Annotated in this window: 17 protein-coding genes; 9 read left to right on the top strand and 8 right to left on the bottom strand. The window is 70.8% G+C overall.

Features of this window, described 5'->3' with window-relative positions:
- Positions 1 to 63 precede the first annotated feature (63 nt).
- Positions 64 to 723 (bottom strand): response regulator transcription factor, encoded by a 660-nt coding sequence (locus ACZ592_RS15020; protein ID WP_471581981.1) that lies wholly within the window; start codon positions 721 to 723, stop codon positions 64 to 66.
- Positions 720 to 1,985 (bottom strand): sensor histidine kinase, encoded by a 1,266-nt coding sequence (locus ACZ592_RS15015; RefSeq protein ID WP_471581980.1) that lies wholly within the window; start codon positions 1,983 to 1,985, stop codon positions 720 to 722. Before ACZ592_RS15015 ends, ACZ592_RS15020 begins: the two co-directional genes overlap by 4 nt.
- A gap of 155 nt (positions 1,986 to 2,140) precedes the next feature.
- Here ACZ592_RS15015 and ACZ592_RS15010 point away from each other — a divergent pair, with 155 nt between their 5' ends.
- Positions 2,141 to 3,049, top strand: coding sequence for an ABC transporter ATP-binding protein (locus ACZ592_RS15010; protein WP_471581979.1), 909 nt, complete (start codon positions 2,141 to 2,143; stop codon positions 3,047 to 3,049).
- The gene (locus tag ACZ592_RS15005; RefSeq protein ID WP_471581978.1) at positions 3,046 to 3,870 is read left to right on the top strand and encodes an ABC transporter permease; all 825 of its coding nucleotides are present in this window, start codon (positions 3,046 to 3,048) and stop codon (positions 3,868 to 3,870) included. The genes ACZ592_RS15010 and ACZ592_RS15005 overlap by 4 nt, the downstream gene beginning before the upstream one ends.
- A gap of 26 nt (positions 3,871 to 3,896) precedes the next feature.
- Here ACZ592_RS15005 and ACZ592_RS15000 read toward each other — a convergent pair whose 3' ends face one another.
- From ACZ592_RS15000 to ACZ592_RS14990, 3 genes are read right to left on the bottom strand one after another with little or no spacing between them, the layout of a single operon-like run.
- The gene (locus ACZ592_RS15000; protein WP_471581977.1) at positions 3,897 to 4,373 is read right to left on the bottom strand and encodes a PRC-barrel domain-containing protein; all 477 of its coding nucleotides are present in this window, start codon (positions 4,371 to 4,373) and stop codon (positions 3,897 to 3,899) included.
- Positions 4,370 to 5,065, bottom strand: a complete 696-nt coding sequence (locus tag ACZ592_RS14995; RefSeq protein ID WP_471581976.1) for a PRC-barrel domain-containing protein — start codon at positions 5,063 to 5,065, stop codon at positions 4,370 to 4,372. Before ACZ592_RS14995 ends, ACZ592_RS15000 begins: the two co-directional genes overlap by 4 nt.
- The gene (locus tag ACZ592_RS14990; RefSeq protein WP_471581975.1) at positions 5,062 to 5,208 is read right to left on the bottom strand and encodes a hypothetical protein; all 147 of its coding nucleotides are present in this window, start codon (positions 5,206 to 5,208) and stop codon (positions 5,062 to 5,064) included. Before ACZ592_RS14990 ends, ACZ592_RS14995 begins: the two co-directional genes overlap by 4 nt.
- A 289-nt stretch (positions 5,209 to 5,497) precedes the next feature.
- Here ACZ592_RS14990 and ACZ592_RS14985 point away from each other — a divergent pair, with 289 nt between their 5' ends.
- From ACZ592_RS14985 to ACZ592_RS14965, 5 genes are all read left to right on the top strand, one after another.
- Complete coding sequence (locus ACZ592_RS14985; RefSeq protein WP_471581974.1) at positions 5,498 to 5,941, top strand: DUF6278 family protein; 444 nt, start codon at positions 5,498 to 5,500, stop codon at positions 5,939 to 5,941.
- A 114-nt stretch (positions 5,942 to 6,055) separates the two neighbouring features.
- Positions 6,056 to 6,799 carry an amino acid ABC transporter ATP-binding protein gene (locus ACZ592_RS14980; RefSeq protein ID WP_471581973.1) on the top strand — a complete coding sequence of 248 codons (744 nt, stop codon included), beginning with the start codon at positions 6,056 to 6,058 and terminating at the stop codon, positions 6,797 to 6,799.
- A gap of 30 nt (positions 6,800 to 6,829) precedes the next feature.
- Positions 6,830 to 7,735 carry a glutamate ABC transporter substrate-binding protein gene (locus ACZ592_RS14975; protein WP_471581972.1) on the top strand — a complete coding sequence of 302 codons (906 nt, stop codon included), beginning with the start codon at positions 6,830 to 6,832 and terminating at the stop codon, positions 7,733 to 7,735.
- Positions 7,736 to 7,744: 9 nt separating this feature from the next.
- Positions 7,745 to 8,389 carry an amino acid ABC transporter permease gene (locus tag ACZ592_RS14970; protein WP_471581971.1) on the top strand — a complete coding sequence of 215 codons (645 nt, stop codon included), beginning with the start codon at positions 7,745 to 7,747 and terminating at the stop codon, positions 8,387 to 8,389.
- A complete protein-coding gene (locus ACZ592_RS14965) occupies positions 8,386 to 9,255 on the top strand; it encodes an amino acid ABC transporter permease (RefSeq protein ID WP_471581970.1) in 870 nt (289 codons plus the stop codon). The genes ACZ592_RS14970 and ACZ592_RS14965 overlap by 4 nt, the downstream gene beginning before the upstream one ends.
- A 31-nt stretch (positions 9,256 to 9,286) precedes the next feature.
- On the opposite strand, the gene ACZ592_RS14960 is transcribed toward ACZ592_RS14965, so the two are convergent.
- The 3 genes from ACZ592_RS14960 to ACZ592_RS14950 form a co-directional block, all read right to left on the bottom strand.
- On the bottom strand, positions 9,287 to 10,885 hold the full coding sequence (locus tag ACZ592_RS14960) for an alpha/beta fold hydrolase (RefSeq protein ID WP_471581969.1): 1,599 nt from the start codon (positions 10,883 to 10,885) through the stop codon (positions 9,287 to 9,289).
- Between the two features lie 116 nt (positions 10,886 to 11,001).
- Positions 11,002 to 12,186, bottom strand: coding sequence for a L,D-transpeptidase (locus tag ACZ592_RS14955; RefSeq protein WP_471581968.1), 1,185 nt, complete (start codon positions 12,184 to 12,186; stop codon positions 11,002 to 11,004).
- A 133-nt stretch (positions 12,187 to 12,319) separates the two neighbouring features.
- Complete coding sequence (locus ACZ592_RS14950) at positions 12,320 to 13,075, bottom strand: hypothetical protein (RefSeq protein ID WP_471581967.1); 756 nt, start codon at positions 13,073 to 13,075, stop codon at positions 12,320 to 12,322.
- Between the two features lie 104 nt (positions 13,076 to 13,179).
- Between ACZ592_RS14950 and ggt the strand changes: the two genes are divergently transcribed.
- Positions 13,180 to 15,021, top strand: a complete 1,842-nt coding sequence (gene ggt / locus ACZ592_RS14945) for a gamma-glutamyltransferase (protein ID WP_471581966.1) — start codon at positions 13,180 to 13,182, stop codon at positions 15,019 to 15,021.
- Positions 15,022 to 15,141: 120 nt separating this feature from the next.
- Positions 15,142 to 15,393, top strand: coding sequence for a helix-turn-helix domain-containing protein (locus tag ACZ592_RS14940; RefSeq protein ID WP_471581965.1), 252 nt, complete (start codon positions 15,142 to 15,144; stop codon positions 15,391 to 15,393).
- The last annotated feature ends 5 nt before the right edge of the window (positions 15,394 to 15,398 follow it).

The raw sequence follows: 15,398 nt of genomic DNA, 5'->3' as shown, positions 1-15,398 counted from the left end.
AACAGCCGTCGAACGGCCGTCGAAACGGCCGTCGAACAGTCGTCGAGCGGCTTTGTTCGGCCGTCAGCGCTCGGCCGACACCAGCCCCTTCTCGTACGCGATGATCACCAGCTGCACCCGGTCGCGGGCGCCGAGCTTGGCGAGCAGCCGGGTGAGATACGTCTTCGCGGTGGCGACGCTGAGGCAGAGTTCCTCGGCTATCTCGGTGTTCGACAGGCCGCGGCCCACCAGCGTCAGTACCTCGCGCTCGCGGCCCGTGATGCCCTCGACCGCGGTCTCGCGCGGCGGCGCGGACACCGGGCGCCCCGCGAACTCCTTGATCAGCCGGCGCGTGACGCTCGGCGCGATCAGGCCGTCGCCGGTCGCGACCACCCGCACCGCCGCCAGGATGTCGTCCAAGGCCATGTCCTTGACGAGGAAGCCCGAGGCACCGGCGCGCAGCGCCCCGTACACGTAATCGTCGTCGTCGAACGTGGTCAGGACGACGACGTGGGCGGGCGCGGCGCCCGACGTGATCAGCCGGGTGGCCTCGATGCCGTCCATGCCGGGCATCCGGATGTCCATCACCACGACGTCCGGGCGCAGTTCGGCGCAGCGCCGTACCGCCTCCTCGCCCGAGGCGGCCTCGCCCGCCACCTCGATGTCCGGGGCCTCGGTGATGACCATGCTCAGGGCGGTACGGACCAGGGGCTGGTCGTCGACGAGCAGCACGCGGATCGTCACCGGGCGCCCGCCGTCACCGGGAGCGGCAGCCGGGCGCGTACGCGGAAGCCGCCGTCGGGGCCCGGTGCCGCGCTGAACTCGCCGTGCAGCAGGGCGACTCGCTCACCCATACCGACCAGGCCGTATCCGGTGCCGGTGCCGGTGCCATTGGTGGTGCCGCGGGCGGCCGCCTTCGCGCCGCCCCGTCCGGCGTCCTCGATCTCGATGACGATCTCCTCGTCGTGATAGTCCACGGACACCGTGCAGGACGTGGTGTCCGCGTGCCGCACCACGTTGGTGACGGACTCCTGGATGATGCGGAACGCCGACAGGTCGACGTCCGAGGGCAGCGGCCGCCGTCGGCCCCGCCACACCACGTCCACGCGTACCCCGGCGGCCGTCGTCGAGGCGGCGAGCCGCTCCACGTCGGCGAGACCCTCGGCAGGGCCGCGCGGCGCCGCCTCGCGTCCCCCGCCCGCCTGCCCGCCGGACTCGCTCTCGCGCAGCGCGCCCAGCATCCGCCGCAGCCCGGCCAGGGTCTCCCGGCCCGCGAGCTCCACCGCGACCATCGCCTCGCGCGCCCCGGCCGGCTGGGTCTCCACGACCCGCGCCGCCGCGCCCGCCTGCAGCGCGATGATGCCGATGCTGTGCGCCACCGTGTCGTGCATCTCCCGCGCGATGCGCAGCCGTTCGGCGGTGACGGCCTGCGCGGCGGCCTGCGCGCCGAGCCGGACCGCGTAAGCACGGGCCTGACGCACCGAGTTGCCGGCCAGCCAGGCGACGGCCGCCGCCAGCACGACGGTCTGCCAGTCCGACCAACTGGAGCTGAGGGTGTGGTCGAGCCGCAGGGGGAGCCCCAGCAGCCGGCGCAGGAACGCGTAGCCCGGCAGGACACAGAGCGCCAGGACGACGGCGGCGGTGTGGGCCCGGCGCGTCCCGTTCGCCACGACGAAACCCATGACGATGTCGACCGCCGCGTACTGGAGGAAGCCGATGTTCGTCGCGCCGATCGCGAGGGTCCCGGCGTACGAGGCGACGATCAGCAGCCACAGCGACACCAGAGGGCGGCGGCGCAGGAGACGGCCCGCGCACAGCGCCGTCCCCGCCGCGGCGGCCACGAGCAGCCACTCCCACGGCGTGGGCCCCGGATGCGGGCTCGTCGGCAGCCACGAGAGCCCGAAGTACGCCCGCGCCCCCGACGCCATGCCCAGGCACCAGGCGACGGCCACCCACACGCCCGGCGGCGCGTGCTTGAGCAGGGACAACGACGGGGTGGCTGACATGTGCCGATCGTAGCCAGCGGGACTCGCACAGGGAATCGACCACGGGTGTACGACCAGGGGTGACACCGGAGGTACGACCAGGGGTGATCGCCGCCCGGCAAGTGTCGGCGCCGGTCCGACGACGGGCGGGGGTCGCGCCCGGCAGCGTGGTCACCGTGATCGAAGTCAACGAACTGACGAAGCGGTACGGCACCAAGACGGCCGTGCACGCCCTGAGTTTCCAGGTGCGCCCGGGCCAGGTCACCGGGTTCCTCGGCCCCAACGGCGCGGGAAAGTCCACCACCCTGCGCATGATCATGGGCCTCGACGGCCCCACCGGCGGATCCGTCACCGTCCAGGGACGTCCGTTCCGGGAGCGGGCCCGCGGCCTGCGTCACGTCGGCGCGCTCCTGGACGCGGGTGACGTGCACGGCGGTCACACCGCACGCGCCCATCTCGCCATCCTCGCCCGGGGCAACCGCATCCCGCGCTCCCGCGTCGACGAGGTCCTCACGGAAGTCGGCCTCGCGGACGCGGGACGCCGCCGGATCGCGGGCTTCTCCCTCGGCATGCGACAGCGCCTCGGCATCGCCGCCGCGCTGCTCGGCGACCCGCCGGTGCTCCTCTTCGACGAACCGCTCAACGGCCTCGACCCCGAAGGCGTGCAGTGGGTCCGCGGGCTGTTCCGGCGCCTGGCCGCCGAGGGCCGCACCGTGTTCGTCTCCAGCCACCTCATGTCCGAGATGGAACACACCGCCGACCACCTTGTGGTCATCGGCCGGGGCGAACTCATCGCCGCGGAGAGCCTCACGGCGTTCGCGAGGCGCTCGGGCCGCGCCGCCGTGACCGTCCGTACCCCCGACGCCCCCGCGCTGACGCGGCTGTTGACCGCCGAGGGCGCCTCGGTGACGACCGACGGCGGCCGGCTCGTGGTGAGGGGAATCGACGCGCCCCGCGTCGGCGAACTCGCCCTGGCGAACGGGGTCCCGCTGCACGAACTGACCACCCGGACGGCCTCCTTGGAGGAGGCGTTCATGGAACTGACCGCCGACAGCGTCGAATACCTGGCAGGAGAACCCCGATGACCGAGTTGACCTCAGCGACACACGTGCCCCGCTTCGCGGACCTTCTCGCCGCCGAGTGGCTGAAGCTGTGGTCGCTGCGCTCCACCGCCTGGTCGCTGCTGATCGCCGGGCTCGCCGTCGTCGCCGTCAACGCCGGTACGGCGTACGACACCTACCGCTACTGGACGGAGAACAGCGCGGCGGACCGGGCCCGGTTCATCGCCGACGGCATTCCGCTGCAGGAGGCCTTCACCACGAACGCCGGCCTGGTCCTGGTGCTCGCGGCCGGCGCCGTCGGCGCCCTCTCGCTGGTGGCGGAGTACCGGACCGGACTGATCCGTACGACGTTCGCGGCCGTCCCGGCCCGTCGCCCGCTGATGGCGGCCAAGGCTCTGGTGATCGCCGCCGTGACGACCGGCTTCGGCGCCGTCGTCGCGGGCGGATCGTTCTGGCTGACGCAGGCGATCCTGTCCGGCAAGGGCGTCGGCATCCCGATCGGCCACCCCGGCGCGTGGCGCCTCGTCGTCGCCTCCGCGCTGCTCGCGCCGGTGTCCGCGCTGGCGGGCCTCGCACTCGGCGCCCTCCTGCGGCACAGCGGCACGACCCTGGTCGCCCTGTTCGTCCTCCTGCTCCTGCTGCCCGTCGCCCTGTCCGACGACCGGCACGCGACGGCGGTCATCGGCCACGCGATGCCGTACAAGGCGTGGCTGCGCCTTGCCGAGCCGGGCGGCGGCCAGGCCCTGTACCCGTGGTCGACCACGGGGGCGTGGCTGGTCCTCGCGGTGTGGCCGGTGGTGGCGGTGGCCGTCGCCGTGTTCACCGTCGACCGCAGGGATCTGTGACGGCGCGCGCGGAGGTGGCGGTGCGGTCAGACGGCCTCCACGGCCGTGCCCCCGCCGCCCCCGGCACCCTCCGCGCCACCGACGCGGACGATCACCGCGTACGAACCGACCCCGAGCAGACGGATGCCGGGGATCCGTTCGCCGCGCGAGCTGTGCAGGGTGTCGATGCGGCCGGACTCCGGGTCGAAGGCGACGTCGGCGAGCGTCCCGACGACATCGCCCAACTCCGTCAACAGGCGCTTGCCGAGCAGGTTCTGGCTCTCGGCCGACCCCGTGGAGGCGAACCGGGCCGCGGTGGCCGCCCCCACGACGACCGCGTCCGGGCCCACCGCGTGGACGTCCGTCCAGGCGACGACGTCGGCGCCGTCCTTGACGCCGTCCAGGCGCAGGGCGGTGATCAGCGCGCCGTCCGGTTCGACGACGAGTCCGGCGACGGTGCCGACCTGTGCGGCGTCCGAGGCGCTGACGACCGGGCGTCCCACGGTCTGACTGAGCAGCATCATGAGATCCGCTCCTCACCGGCGGCCGCGGTACCGGTCGGGCCGGTCGGGCCGCGAAGGTCACTCCCGCCCGTCCCGGGCGTACTGTCCGTCCCGGGCGTACCGCGAAGATCACCCGCACCACCTGTCCCACCGCCCCGCCGACGCCACAGCACCGAAGCCAGCTCGCCGAGCTCCTCCACCGCGTGCTCCGTGTCGTGCGCGGGGATCATCAGCGTGTCGCCCGTCAGCGCGGGGCGGCCGCCGAGGGGCAGGTACACCTTGCGCTCGTGCCGGCCCAGGGCCTCGGTGGACGACATCTCGACGCCGACCACCCGCCCCTCCCGGCCTGCCTCGAGCACCACGTCGAGGACGGTGCCCACCTGCACTCCCTGATCCGTCAGCACGCGGGCCCCGCGCACCAGGCCGCCGGAGGCCTCCTCCCAGGAGGCGACCGCGGCCTTGTCCTCCAGCGCGTCGGCCGAGGTGATCATCACGGCGTCCGCGCCCAGGGCGTGCACCGCCGCCCACGGCAGGCTCTTGCGCAGCGGGCCGGAGAGCAGTCCCCGCCCCGCCAGCGTGAATCCCGCGATCCGGCCGCCCGCGCCGTCCAGGACGACGTCCTTGACCTGGCCCACCGCCTCACCGCCCAGCGTGACCACCGGACGCTTGGTGAGGTCACCGGCCGCCATCAGACCCGGCAGAGGAGCCGTCATCGCGTCCTCCCCCGTCCGGACCGCCGGCCGCGCCGCACCACGATCACACCGCCGCTGCGCCGCCGGGCCTGCACGCCGAGCGCCGTGGCGACCAGCAGACCCAGTACGACGACCACGGCCACCAACCACACCCACCACACCATCGTCCACCTCCCGGACGGAGCGGGACCGACCGGGAGACCCGGACCGATCCTCAGGCGGTCACTAGTACCCCGTCGTGGGGAACCGTCACCTGCCGGGCGGGGGCGGGAGCCCGAGAGGGCGTTCGGGGTGCGGGAGTTGAGGGAAGATGCCGCGTACCACGCCTGGGGGAGCAGCCTGCGGTGTGAATCGCCTGATTCCGTGATCAACTGATGCAAGATACATTCTTGGACATACGGAATCAGCGCCAGGCCGCGCATCCGGCGGCGCCACCCGACGGAGAGGCCGATCATGAACATCCCGTTCCTCGACAAGTGGCGCAGGCGGCACTCCGCGACGGACCGGGCCGAAGGGCTCGCGGCCGCGTTCGAGGAGGACCCCGACGGCGTGGCCGAACTGCTCTCCGAGTGTGAGCTGCTGCGCTCCCAGGCGAGCGCCGTCGGTCTCGAACTCGACGACTCCCCAGCCTCGTTGACGGCCCTGGACCAGCTCCTGCCGCGCTGGCGCGACGACCCCGAGATGCTGCCGTGGCTCGGCAACGACGCGGGTCTCTACCTCGGCACCGTCGTGGTGCGGACGGTGCCGGGCGCGACCTGGCACGTGTGGCCCGGCGGCAGTCCGGTGGTGCGGCTGAAGACCGGCCGGAGCATCCAGGTGGTGGAGGCGGGGCTCGACTGGGCGGTGCACGGCGCCCCCGAGTTGTCGCAGGTCTACGCGGAAGCGTCCGAGACGTAACCGGAATTGCCGCAAATACGGTTAATGCCCATAAGTGCGTGTCGTCCAGTAAGTCCCGTTTTCACGTGGATAGTTTGCGCGGACGTACACAGCTGAGAGTGGGCAGGTCTTGCCATGGCCGTCGATCCTTTGATCGAGCTGCGTGATGTGAACAAGTACTACGGAGAGCTGCATGTCCTCCAGGACATCAACCTCACCGTCGGCAAGGGGGAGGTGGTCGTCGTCATCGGCCCGTCAGGGTCGGGCAAATCCACGCTGTGCCGGACGATCAACAGGCTCGAGACCATCCAGTCGGGAGAGATCAGACTCGACGGCCGGCCGCTGCCCGCCGAGGGCAAGGCGCTCGCGAAGCTCCGTACCGAAGTCGGCATGGTCTTCCAGTCCTTCAACCTCTTCGCGCACAAGAGCGTTCTCCAGAACGTGGCGCTGGCGCAGATCAAGGTGCGGGGCCGCAAGAAGGACGAGGCGGAGAAGCGCTCCCGGGAGCTCCTGGAGCGGGTGGGCCTGTCCGCGCACGCCGAGAAGTACCCGGCGCAGCTCTCCGGCGGCCAGCAGCAGCGCGTGGCCATCGCCCGCGCGCTGGCCATGGACCCCAAGGCGCTCCTCTTCGACGAGCCGACCTCGGCCCTCGACCCCGAGATGATCAACGAGGTCCTCGAGGTCATGCAGCAGCTCGCCCGGGACGGCATGACGATGGTCGTCGTCACCCACGAGATGGGCTTCGCCCGCTCCGCGGCCAACCGCGTGGTCTTCATGGCGGACGGCCGCATCGTCGAGGACCGGGCCCCCGAGGACTTCTTCACCCACCCGGAGAGCGAGCGCGCCAAGGACTTCCTCTCCAAGATCCTCAAGCACTGACGGGGGGACGTGTTCGTGAAGCGACACACCATGCGTACGACGCGCCTGCTCGCGGCGCTCGTCCTGGCCGCCTGCGCCGCCGCCGCGTGCGGCAAGGAGGGCAGCCCGCCGGTCAAGGGGCCCTCGGCCGAGGAACTGCCCACGTACCGGGTGGCGGGCGGTTTCCAGCTGCCCGACTCCCGGACCTGGCGCAAGGCCAAGAGCCGCGGCCGCTTCATCGTCGGCGCCAAGGAGGACCAGCCCTACCTCGGCGAGAAGGACCCGGCGACCGGGACCTACTCCGGCTTCGACATCGAGATCGCCAAGATGCTCTCCGCCTCGCTGGGCCTGGACCCCGAGAAGACCGAGTTCAAGACGATCGCGTCGGCGAACCGCGAGACCGCCCTGCAGAACGGGCAGATCGACTACTACGTCGGCACCTACACCATCAACGACAACCGCAAGAAGCTCGTCGGCTTCGGCGGCCCCTACTACATGGCGGGCCAGGGCCTGCTGGTGCGCAGTGACGAGGACGACATCAAGGGACCGCGGGACCTGGCCGGCAAGCGGGTCTGCTCGGCCGCCGGGTCCACCCCCTACCAGCGCATCCAGAAGGACTATCCGAAGGCCACCCTCGTCGCCTACGACACGTACTCGGTCTGCGTCGACAACCTGCTGACCTACCAGGTCGACGCCGTCACCACCGACGACGCGATCCTGATCGGCTACGCGGCCAAGGTGCCCGACGAGCTCAAGGTGGTCGGCAAGCCGTTCTCGCAGGAGCCGTACGGCATCGGCGTGCCCAGGAGCGACACCGCCCTGCGGTTCGCCGTCGACGACGCCCTCGCGGCCCGCGAGAAGGACGGCGACTGGAAGAAGGCGTACGACGCCACGCTCGGCCTCTCCGGAGTCCCGGCCCCCAGGCCGCCCGCCATCGACCGCTACCCGGCGAGCTGAGGAGGCGTCGTGGACGTACTGACAGACAACTTCTCCACGTTCGGCGAAGGGTTCCTCGGCACCGTCGAACTCACCGTCTACGCCTCGGTGCTCGCCCTCGTGCTCGGCTTCGTCATGGCGTCGTTCCGGGTGGCGCCCGTCGGGTCCTTCCGCGTCTTCGGCACGGTATGGGTGACGGTCCTGCGCAACACCCCGCTCACGCTGCTGTTCTTCGCGGTGCTGCTCGGCCTGCCACGCTTCGGCCTGGTGCTGCCCTTCAAGGTGTTCGCGGTGCTCGCTCTCGGCTGCTACACCTCCGCCTTCATCTGCGAGGCGCTCAGGTCGGGCATCAACACCGTGCCCAAGGGACAGGGCGAGGCGGCTCGGAGCCTCGGCATGAGCTTCGGCCAGACCCTGTCCATGGTCGTGCTGCCGCAGGCCTTCCGGTCCGTCATCTCGCCGGTCGGCTCCAACCTGATCGCGCTCGCCAAGAACTCCGCGATCGCGGGCGCGTTCAGCGTCACCGAGCTGCTCGGCACGTACAAGACGCTCAGCGAACTGGGCTACAACATCATCTGGACCTTCGTCTGGATCGCCCTCGGCTACCTCATCATCACCCTCGCCATCAGCGCGATCTTCAATGTCCTCGAAAAGCGCTGGGGAGTCGCCCGATGAAAGCCCTCTCCCACGATTCCACCGCCCTCTACGACATCCCCGGGCCACGGACCGTCCGGCGGCACAAGCTGTACGGAGTGCTCTCCACGCTGGTCGTGCTCGGACTGCTCGCGTGGATCCTCTATCTGCTCTTCGACACCGACCAGTTCACGGCGACGAAGTGGACACCCTTCGAGTACAAGGGAATCCAGGAACTCCTCCTGCGCGGCCTCGGCAACACGCTGAAGGCCTTCGCGATCTCCGCGGTGCTCGCGCTCGCGCTCGGCGGGCTGCTCGCGATGGGGCGGCTCTCCGACCACCGGCCGGTGCGCTGGCTCGCCACGCTCCTGGTGGAGTTCTTCCGGGCGATGCCCGTCCTGGTGATGATCTTCTTCGTCTTCGTGGCGCTGAAGGTCCAGCCGCTGCCCGCGCTCGTCGCCGGGCTCACGCTCTACAACGGCTCCGTACTCGCCGAGGTCTTCCGATCCGGCGTCAACTCCGTGGAGAGGGGGCAGCGGGAGGCGGCCTACGCACTCGGAATGCGCAAGACACAGGTCATGGGACACGTCCTCGTACCGCAGGCCGTGCGTGCCATGTTGCCCGCCATCATCAGCCAGTTGGTGGTGGCGCTGAAGGACACCTCGCTCGGCTATCTGATCACCTACGAGGAGTTCCTCCACGCCGGGAAGCTGATCGCGTCGAACCTCGACTACGATTTGCCGTTCATCCCCGTGGTCATGGTGATCTCACCGATCTACATCGGGATGTGCATGTTGCTGTCGTGGTTCGCCCAGTGGGTGTCCAAGCGTCAGCGGCGCAACCCCAAGACCGAGGCCACGGACGTGGCCCCGGCCGAACCAGGGACGCTGCTGCCAGGAACGCAGTAGCTCGAAGGGCAAGCCCGGCAGCAGCCGGAGATCACTGCTCGCGCAGGGGCACGGACACGTACGACGGGTCCGCCTGGGGCGAGGAGAAGGTCAGCTGCGCGCCGGCCGGGTTGTGCTCGATGTAGAGCGGGTCGACCGTGTCGACGACCAGGGCGAGTTTGTGTCCTGCCGGTACGTCGTAGGCCGTGGAGAACAGCTCCAGGTCCACGCCGAACGGCTTGCCCGGCGTCTTGCCGTGGAAGGTGTACGGCGCGTTGCTGACCAGCTTGCCGAGGCCGAGCGGGCCCACGTCGTAGAGGTATGCGACGAGGGTGCCGCTCTCCTTGGTGCTGGTGAGCGTGGTGTGCAGCTTCGCCGTCCCGCGCACCCGCTGCGCCGAGGAGTACCGCTCCGACTCCCAGACGCCCGTGTAGCGGCGCGGCAGCAGCGGCACGGAGGCCATCGGCGGGACCTTGAGGAACTGGTCGAGGGCGTTCGAGAGGATGGCGATGCCGCCGTTGGCGCCCGAGTCGACGTTCGTACGGATCGTGGTGGTCCCCGCCATCGCGATCTTCTTGCGCGTGGCGCCCACCGACTTCCAGTCCGGGTAGCCCTCGTAGTCGCCCTCGGAGCGGGACTTGAGCCGGACCGGCTGCTCCTTGTCGATGCCGTTGTCCGCGCCCTTGAGGTAGTGGTCGAACCAGCGCTGCGTGGAGGTCCAGGTGTCGTTGGGCAGCCCGAGCAGTCCGGTCGCCTCGGCCGTCGCGTGGTCGCCCGGACGGAACTCCAGCCGCTTGGGTCCGCTCAGGCGCTCGTAGAACTCGGCGTACTGGTTGGGCGGGAAGAGGGTGTCGCCCCAGGCGTTGCCCAGCATGATGGCCGCGCCGTTGTCGTTGATCTCGTCGAGGTAGGTCGCAGGGGAGCGTTTGCTGCCCCACGCGATCATCTCGTCCTCCTTGTCCAGGTTGGACCCGAGGAAGTCCTTCAGGGTCTGCTGGAGCTCGGCGCTGGGCCGTCCGGTGAGGGCGCCGGCGCCGCCGAGCAGGGCCGCGGCCTGGGCGTGCTGGGTGCGGCCGCTGTAGATCGAGTCGATGAGGTCGCCCCAGCCGCTCAGGGCGGCGACGGCCTTGACCCGCTTGTCGTGCCCGGCGGCGAGCAGGCTGATGCCCGCGCCGTACGAGACGCCCGCCATGCCGACCTTCGAGGGGTCGGCCGGGGTGTTCGCCAGGGTCCAGTCGATGACCTTGGAGGCGTCGGCGATGTCCTCGGGGCCCGCGGTCTCGATCTCGCCGCCGGACTGCCAGAAGCCGCGCGAGTTGTAGCTGACCACGACGTAGCCGGCGTCGGCGAGTTTCTGGGCCTGGGCGACGTACTCGATCTGGGGCATGGCCCAGCTGGTGGGCAGCACGATCGAGGGGAAGCTCGCGCCCGGCTTCGCGCCCTTGGGGGTGAAGACGTTGGCCTTGAGGACCGTGCCGCCGTCGCCGGGGATGTCGACGAAGCGCACGTCGGCGGGCGCGGCCCGCGGCCCGGCGGCCGGCGCCGCCTGTGCCGCGGGGGCCAGGCCGAGGGCGGCTCCGGCGACCAGGGTCGCGGAGACGGCGCCCACGGTGGTCGTACGCAGGGCACGGTGCGGGTGCAGGTGGCTCACGGGTCACTTCCTCACTCGTTGAAAGTGCAAAGTGACCCGACGGTAACCGCGGTGCCTTACTGGGGGTAACCCATCGGTAAGTTACGCCCCGGTAACGATAGTTGAAGGGTGGGCGACTACGTCAGCGCGCTCTTCGCCTGCCAGTCCGACCAGGAGATGTTCCACTCGCCGTAGCCGTTGCCCGGGTCCGGGACGCCCTTGGAGCCGCTGCCGGTGACCTCGAAGGGGTCGCCTGTCTGGGCCTGGCCGTAGAGCCAGCCGGCGTCGCCGTCGCTCATGCCGACGCAGCCCGAGCTGTGGTTGGTGTTCCCGAAGTACGAGGCGTTCCACGGGGCCGCGTGCGCGTACATGCCCGACCAGGTCAGGCGCATCGAGTAGTCGACCATCTTGTCGTAGGAGCTGCCGAGGCCCACCGTCTCGGAGCGCATGTTGATGGTGCCCTCCTTCGACATCAGGACGGACGTGCCGCCCCAGGAGGCCTTCTCGCCGCCGGGCGTGCCGGCCGACATCGGCAGCGACTTGACCGCCTTGCCGTCGCGGTACAGCGTCGACGTCTTGCTGTCCAGGTTCACCTTGACGACCTGGTTCTTGCCGATGGTGAAGTCGGTGGCGTAGTCGCGCACGAACCAGTCGTCGCCGCCCGAGTCGATGCCGTTGAGCCGGGCGTCCAGCTTCACCTTCGTGCCGGACTTCCAGTACTCCTTGGGGCGCCAGTCGACGCGGTCCTTGCCGTCGTAGTTCTTGATCCAGCCCCAGGACCCCTCGGTGTCGTTCGAGGTCGTCACCTTCAGGTGCTTCTCGACCTCGGCCTTGTTGCGCACCGGGTTGTCGAAGGTGATCGACAGGGGCTGGGCAACGCCGACGGTGGTGTTCTTGCCCGGGGCGAGCGTCACCTTGTTGACCTTGTCCGGCGCGGCCGTCTTGAAGGACTGCTTCGCGCTGCCGCCCTCGTCGGTGGTCGCCTCGACCCGGTAGGCGGTGCCGGGCGCGGCCTTGCGCTGCGAGGTCCAGGTGGTGCCGTTCGCCGAGACCTTGCCCGGCAGCTTCGCGCCCTTGGCGTCGGCGACCGTGACCCGCTTCAGCTTCCCGTCGGCCAGGCGCACCTTGACGGGCTCGCCCGCCTTGGCCTGCTGCCCCGAGAGGTTCACCGAGATCTCCGGCTTCTCGGCGGCCTCGGCGGCGGACGAGCCGCTGCCGCCCGAACAGGCGGTCAGGGCGGCGGCGAGTACCGCGAGACCCGCGGTCGCCGCGTGGCGGGTGCGAAGGGGGTGTCGGCGGCTCGAAGAGCTCTGGGGGGTCAAGGAACGTACCTCCGTGCGAATGTGGACTGCACGGAGAGAGGGCGGATCGCCGGGACGGGTTGCCTGTTGTCCGGAAATTCCCTGCTAGGTTACGTAAGGACCGGGATGGGGTCGGCGCTGCGTGGGGCTCCGGTCACTTGGCGCGATGGGAGTTCCGGGCCGACGGCGTGGGCAGCGGGGTCTGGGCCGCGCGCGTCACGTCCGCGACCAGCTCGACGACGTCGGGTCCGTACGCCTGCGAATTGACGACCTTCAGGAGCAGCACGAACGAGTTGCCGCCATGCTTGCGGGCGAGCTTCTCGTGGTGGCGGGCGAGATAGCGGGTGGCGGCCTGGCTGGTCACCGCGCGCTGGCCGCAGAAGAGGAAGACGGGTCTCGCGTCCTGGCCCTGGTCGGCGGTGAGCCGCGCGAGAAGCACGTACTCCGTGAGGCCCGACTCCAGGCGGTAGCGCTCGCTGCCGATCTGGAAGGCGCCGCGGTCCGGCACCGGCTCCGGCTCGGTGTTCACGCGGACCCCGGGCAGCAGGGAGTGCATGTGCGCGGCCATCCGGCGGTTCGCCACCGGGTTGCCCACGCAGAACTCGGTGCGTTCGCCGAAGCCCTGCTGGGCCGCGTCGTGCGCGACGACCTGGGCGTGCGCGCCGCACTCCCTGACCACGGCGGCCAGCTCCAGGAGGGCGAACACGTCCTGGCGCACCACCATCAGCTCGGGACCGCCCGCGTCGCGGTTCACCACGAGCAGCGACTCGGAGTTGTCGGGCAGCCCGAAGAAGGCCTGCTTGCGGCGGAGCCTGCGCTTGAGCAGGTAGCCACGGGCGAGCCAGCCAAGGACGGCGCTGACGCCGACCGCGATCAGGCCGAGGACGATGTTCCGCACGTCTTCAGTCATGGGGGCGCATGCTAGCGGGCCGCCGTACCGGTGTTCGAGGAGGTCCTGACGCGACAGGGCAGTCGAAGTTACGCTGCGCAGACGGTTGTTGACAGGAGGTACGAATGCGTCGCGCTGTCGTACGTAATCTGACGCTATGGGCGGTCGGAGGGGTATTGGTGTCGGTCGGTGCGGCCGCGCCCCCTTCGCCTACGCGCTCAGCGGAACCGGCATCCGCCCACCCGGTGGGCACGGCCGCGCAGCAGGCCTCGAAGAAGGTGCCGGTCGCCGTCGGCCACGGCGGCGCCGTCGCCAGTGTCGACGCGGACGCCTCGGCGGCCGGGATCGAGGTCCTCAGGAAGGGCGGCAACGCCGTGGACGCGGCCGTCGCCACGGCCGCCGCGCTCGGCGTCACCGAGCCCTACTCGGCGGGCGTCGGAGGCGGCGGATACTTCGTCCACTACGACGCCAGGACCCACAAGGTCAGCACGATCGACGGCCGCGAGACGGCCCCGCGCACCGCCGACTCCGGACTCTTCCTGGAGAACGGCAAGCCGATCCCCTTCGCCGACGCGGTCACCAGCGGTCTAGGCGTCGGCACCCCCGGCACGCCCGCCACCTGGCAGTCGGCGCTCGACACCTGGGGCAGCAAAAGCCTGCGCACCCTCCTGGAGCCGGCCGAGCGTCTCGCGCACGACGGCTTCACGGTCGACTCGACCTTCCGCGCGCAGACCGAGTCGAACCAGCAGCGGTTCGAGGACTTCCCCGCCACGGCCGAGCTGTTCCTGCCCGGCGGGAAGCTGCCGGTGGTCGGCTCGACGTTCAAGAACCCCGACCTGGCGCGCACCTACGACGAGCTGGGCCGCAAGGGCGTCGGCGCGCTGTACCGCGGTGACCTCGCCAAGGACGTCGTGCGCACGGTGAACAAGCCGCCCGTCGACCCCGCGTCCGACCGTGTCGCGCGCCCCGGAGACCTCTCCCTGAAGGACCTCAAGGCGTACGCGGTCAAGCGGCAGGCCCCGACGAAGACCGCCTACCGGGGACTCGACGTCTACTCCATGGCGCCCTCGTCCTCCGGCGGCACGAGCGTCGGCGAGGCCCTCAACATCCTGGAGCGCACCGACCTCTCCAAGGCGTCGAAGACGACGTACCTGCACCGCTACATCGAGGCCAGCCGCATCGCCTTCGCCGACCGGGGCCGCTGGGTGGGCGACCCGGCCTTCGAGGACGTACCGACCAAGCAGCTCCTCACCCAGCGGTACGCCGACACGCGGGAATGCCTGATCAAGGACGACGCCGTCCTGAAGAGCCCGCTCGCGCCCGGCGACCCGCGCCACCCCAAGCCCTGCGGCACGGGTGACAAGGCGGCCCCGACGACGTACGAGGGGGAGAACACCACGCACCTCACGGCCGCCGACAAGTGGGGCAACGTCGTCTCGTACACCCTGACCATCGAGTCGACGGGCGGCAGCGGCATCACCGTGCCCGGCCGCGGCTTCCTGCTCAACAACGAGCTCACCGACTTCTCCTTCGCGCCCGCCGACGCGGCGGTGCACGACCCGAACCTGCCCGGGCCCGGCAAGCGGCCGCGCTCCTCGATCTCCCCGACGATCGTGCTCCGGGACGGCAAGCCCGTCGTGGCCCTCGGCTCGCCGGGCGGCGCGACCATCATCACGACCGTCCTGCAGACCCTGACGGGCTTCGTCGACCGGGACCTTCCGCTGGTCGACGCGATCGCCGCGCCGCGCGCCAGCCAGCGCAACGCCGCGCAGACCGAGCTCGAACCGGGCCTCTGGGACAGCCCGCTGCGGGGTTCGCTGGAGTCCATCGGGCACTCCTTCAAGCAGAACCCGGAGATCGGCGCGGCCACCGGAGTGCAGCGGCTCCCGGACGGCAGGTGGCTCGCCGCGGCCGAGAAGGTCCGCCGGGGCGGCGGGTCGGCCATGGTGGTGCATCCCGACAAGTGAGCGGGTGGGTTCGGGGGCCTCGGGAGGCTCGGGCGGCTCTGGCGGCTCGGGGTCGAGGCCCCCGAATCCGGGCAATTACTATACCGGTATTTGAATGGGGATGTCGGCTACGATGGCCGCATGGTACGGATTCCTTTGACCCCCGAAGAGCGCGAGCGCGGAGAGCGTCTCGGCATGCTCCTGCGGGACGCCCGGGGGGTACGGAGCATGGTCTCCGTCGCCGCGGAGGCGGGCCTGTCCGCGGAGACGCTGCGCAAGATCGAGACGGGGCGGGCGCCCACACCCGCGCTGTTCACCGTGGCGGCGCTGGCCTCCGTGCTGGGGCTCTCGCTGGACGAGCTGGTGGTCCGGTGCGAGCTGACGGCTGCTTGACCGTC

It is taken from the genome of Streptomyces sp. NPDC040622 (genome assembly GCF_055593965.1).
The sequence above is the reverse complement of the archived record's forward strand: the minus strand, read 5'-3'. Positions and strand labels throughout refer to the sequence as shown.

Bases quoted from the DNA above. Each gene is read 5' to 3' on its own strand.
- ACZ592_RS15015 (WP_471581980.1), bottom strand. From the start codon at position 1,985: ATGTCAGCCACCCCGTCGTTGTCCCTGCTCAAGCACGCGCCGCCGGGC.
- ACZ592_RS15005 (WP_471581978.1), top strand. From the start codon at position 3,046: ATGACCGAGTTGACCTCAGCGACACACGTGCCCCGCTTCGCGGACCTT.
- ACZ592_RS15000 (WP_471581977.1), bottom strand. From the start codon at position 4,373: ATGATGCTGCTCAGTCAGACCGTGGGACGCCCGGTCGTCAGCGCCTCG.
- ACZ592_RS14995 (WP_471581976.1), bottom strand. From the start codon at position 5,065: ATGACGGCTCCTCTGCCGGGTCTGATGGCGGCCGGTGACCTCACCAAG.
- ACZ592_RS14990 (WP_471581975.1), bottom strand. From the start codon at position 5,208: ATGGTGTGGTGGGTGTGGTTGGTGGCCGTGGTCGTCGTACTGGGTCTG.
- ACZ592_RS14985 (WP_471581974.1), top strand. From the start codon at position 5,498: ATGAACATCCCGTTCCTCGACAAGTGGCGCAGGCGGCACTCCGCGACG.
- ACZ592_RS14980 (WP_471581973.1), top strand. From the start codon at position 6,056: ATGGCCGTCGATCCTTTGATCGAGCTGCGTGATGTGAACAAGTACTAC.
- ACZ592_RS14975 (WP_471581972.1), top strand. From the start codon at position 6,830: ATGCGTACGACGCGCCTGCTCGCGGCGCTCGTCCTGGCCGCCTGCGCC.
- ACZ592_RS14965 (WP_471581970.1), top strand. From the start codon at position 8,386: ATGAAAGCCCTCTCCCACGATTCCACCGCCCTCTACGACATCCCCGGG.
- ACZ592_RS14950 (WP_471581967.1), bottom strand. From the start codon at position 13,075: ATGACTGAAGACGTGCGGAACATCGTCCTCGGCCTGATCGCGGTCGGC.
- ggt (WP_471581966.1), top strand. From the start codon at position 13,180: ATGCGTCGCGCTGTCGTACGTAATCTGACGCTATGGGCGGTCGGAGGG.
- ACZ592_RS14940 (WP_471581965.1), top strand. From the start codon at position 15,142: ATGGTACGGATTCCTTTGACCCCCGAAGAGCGCGAGCGCGGAGAGCGT.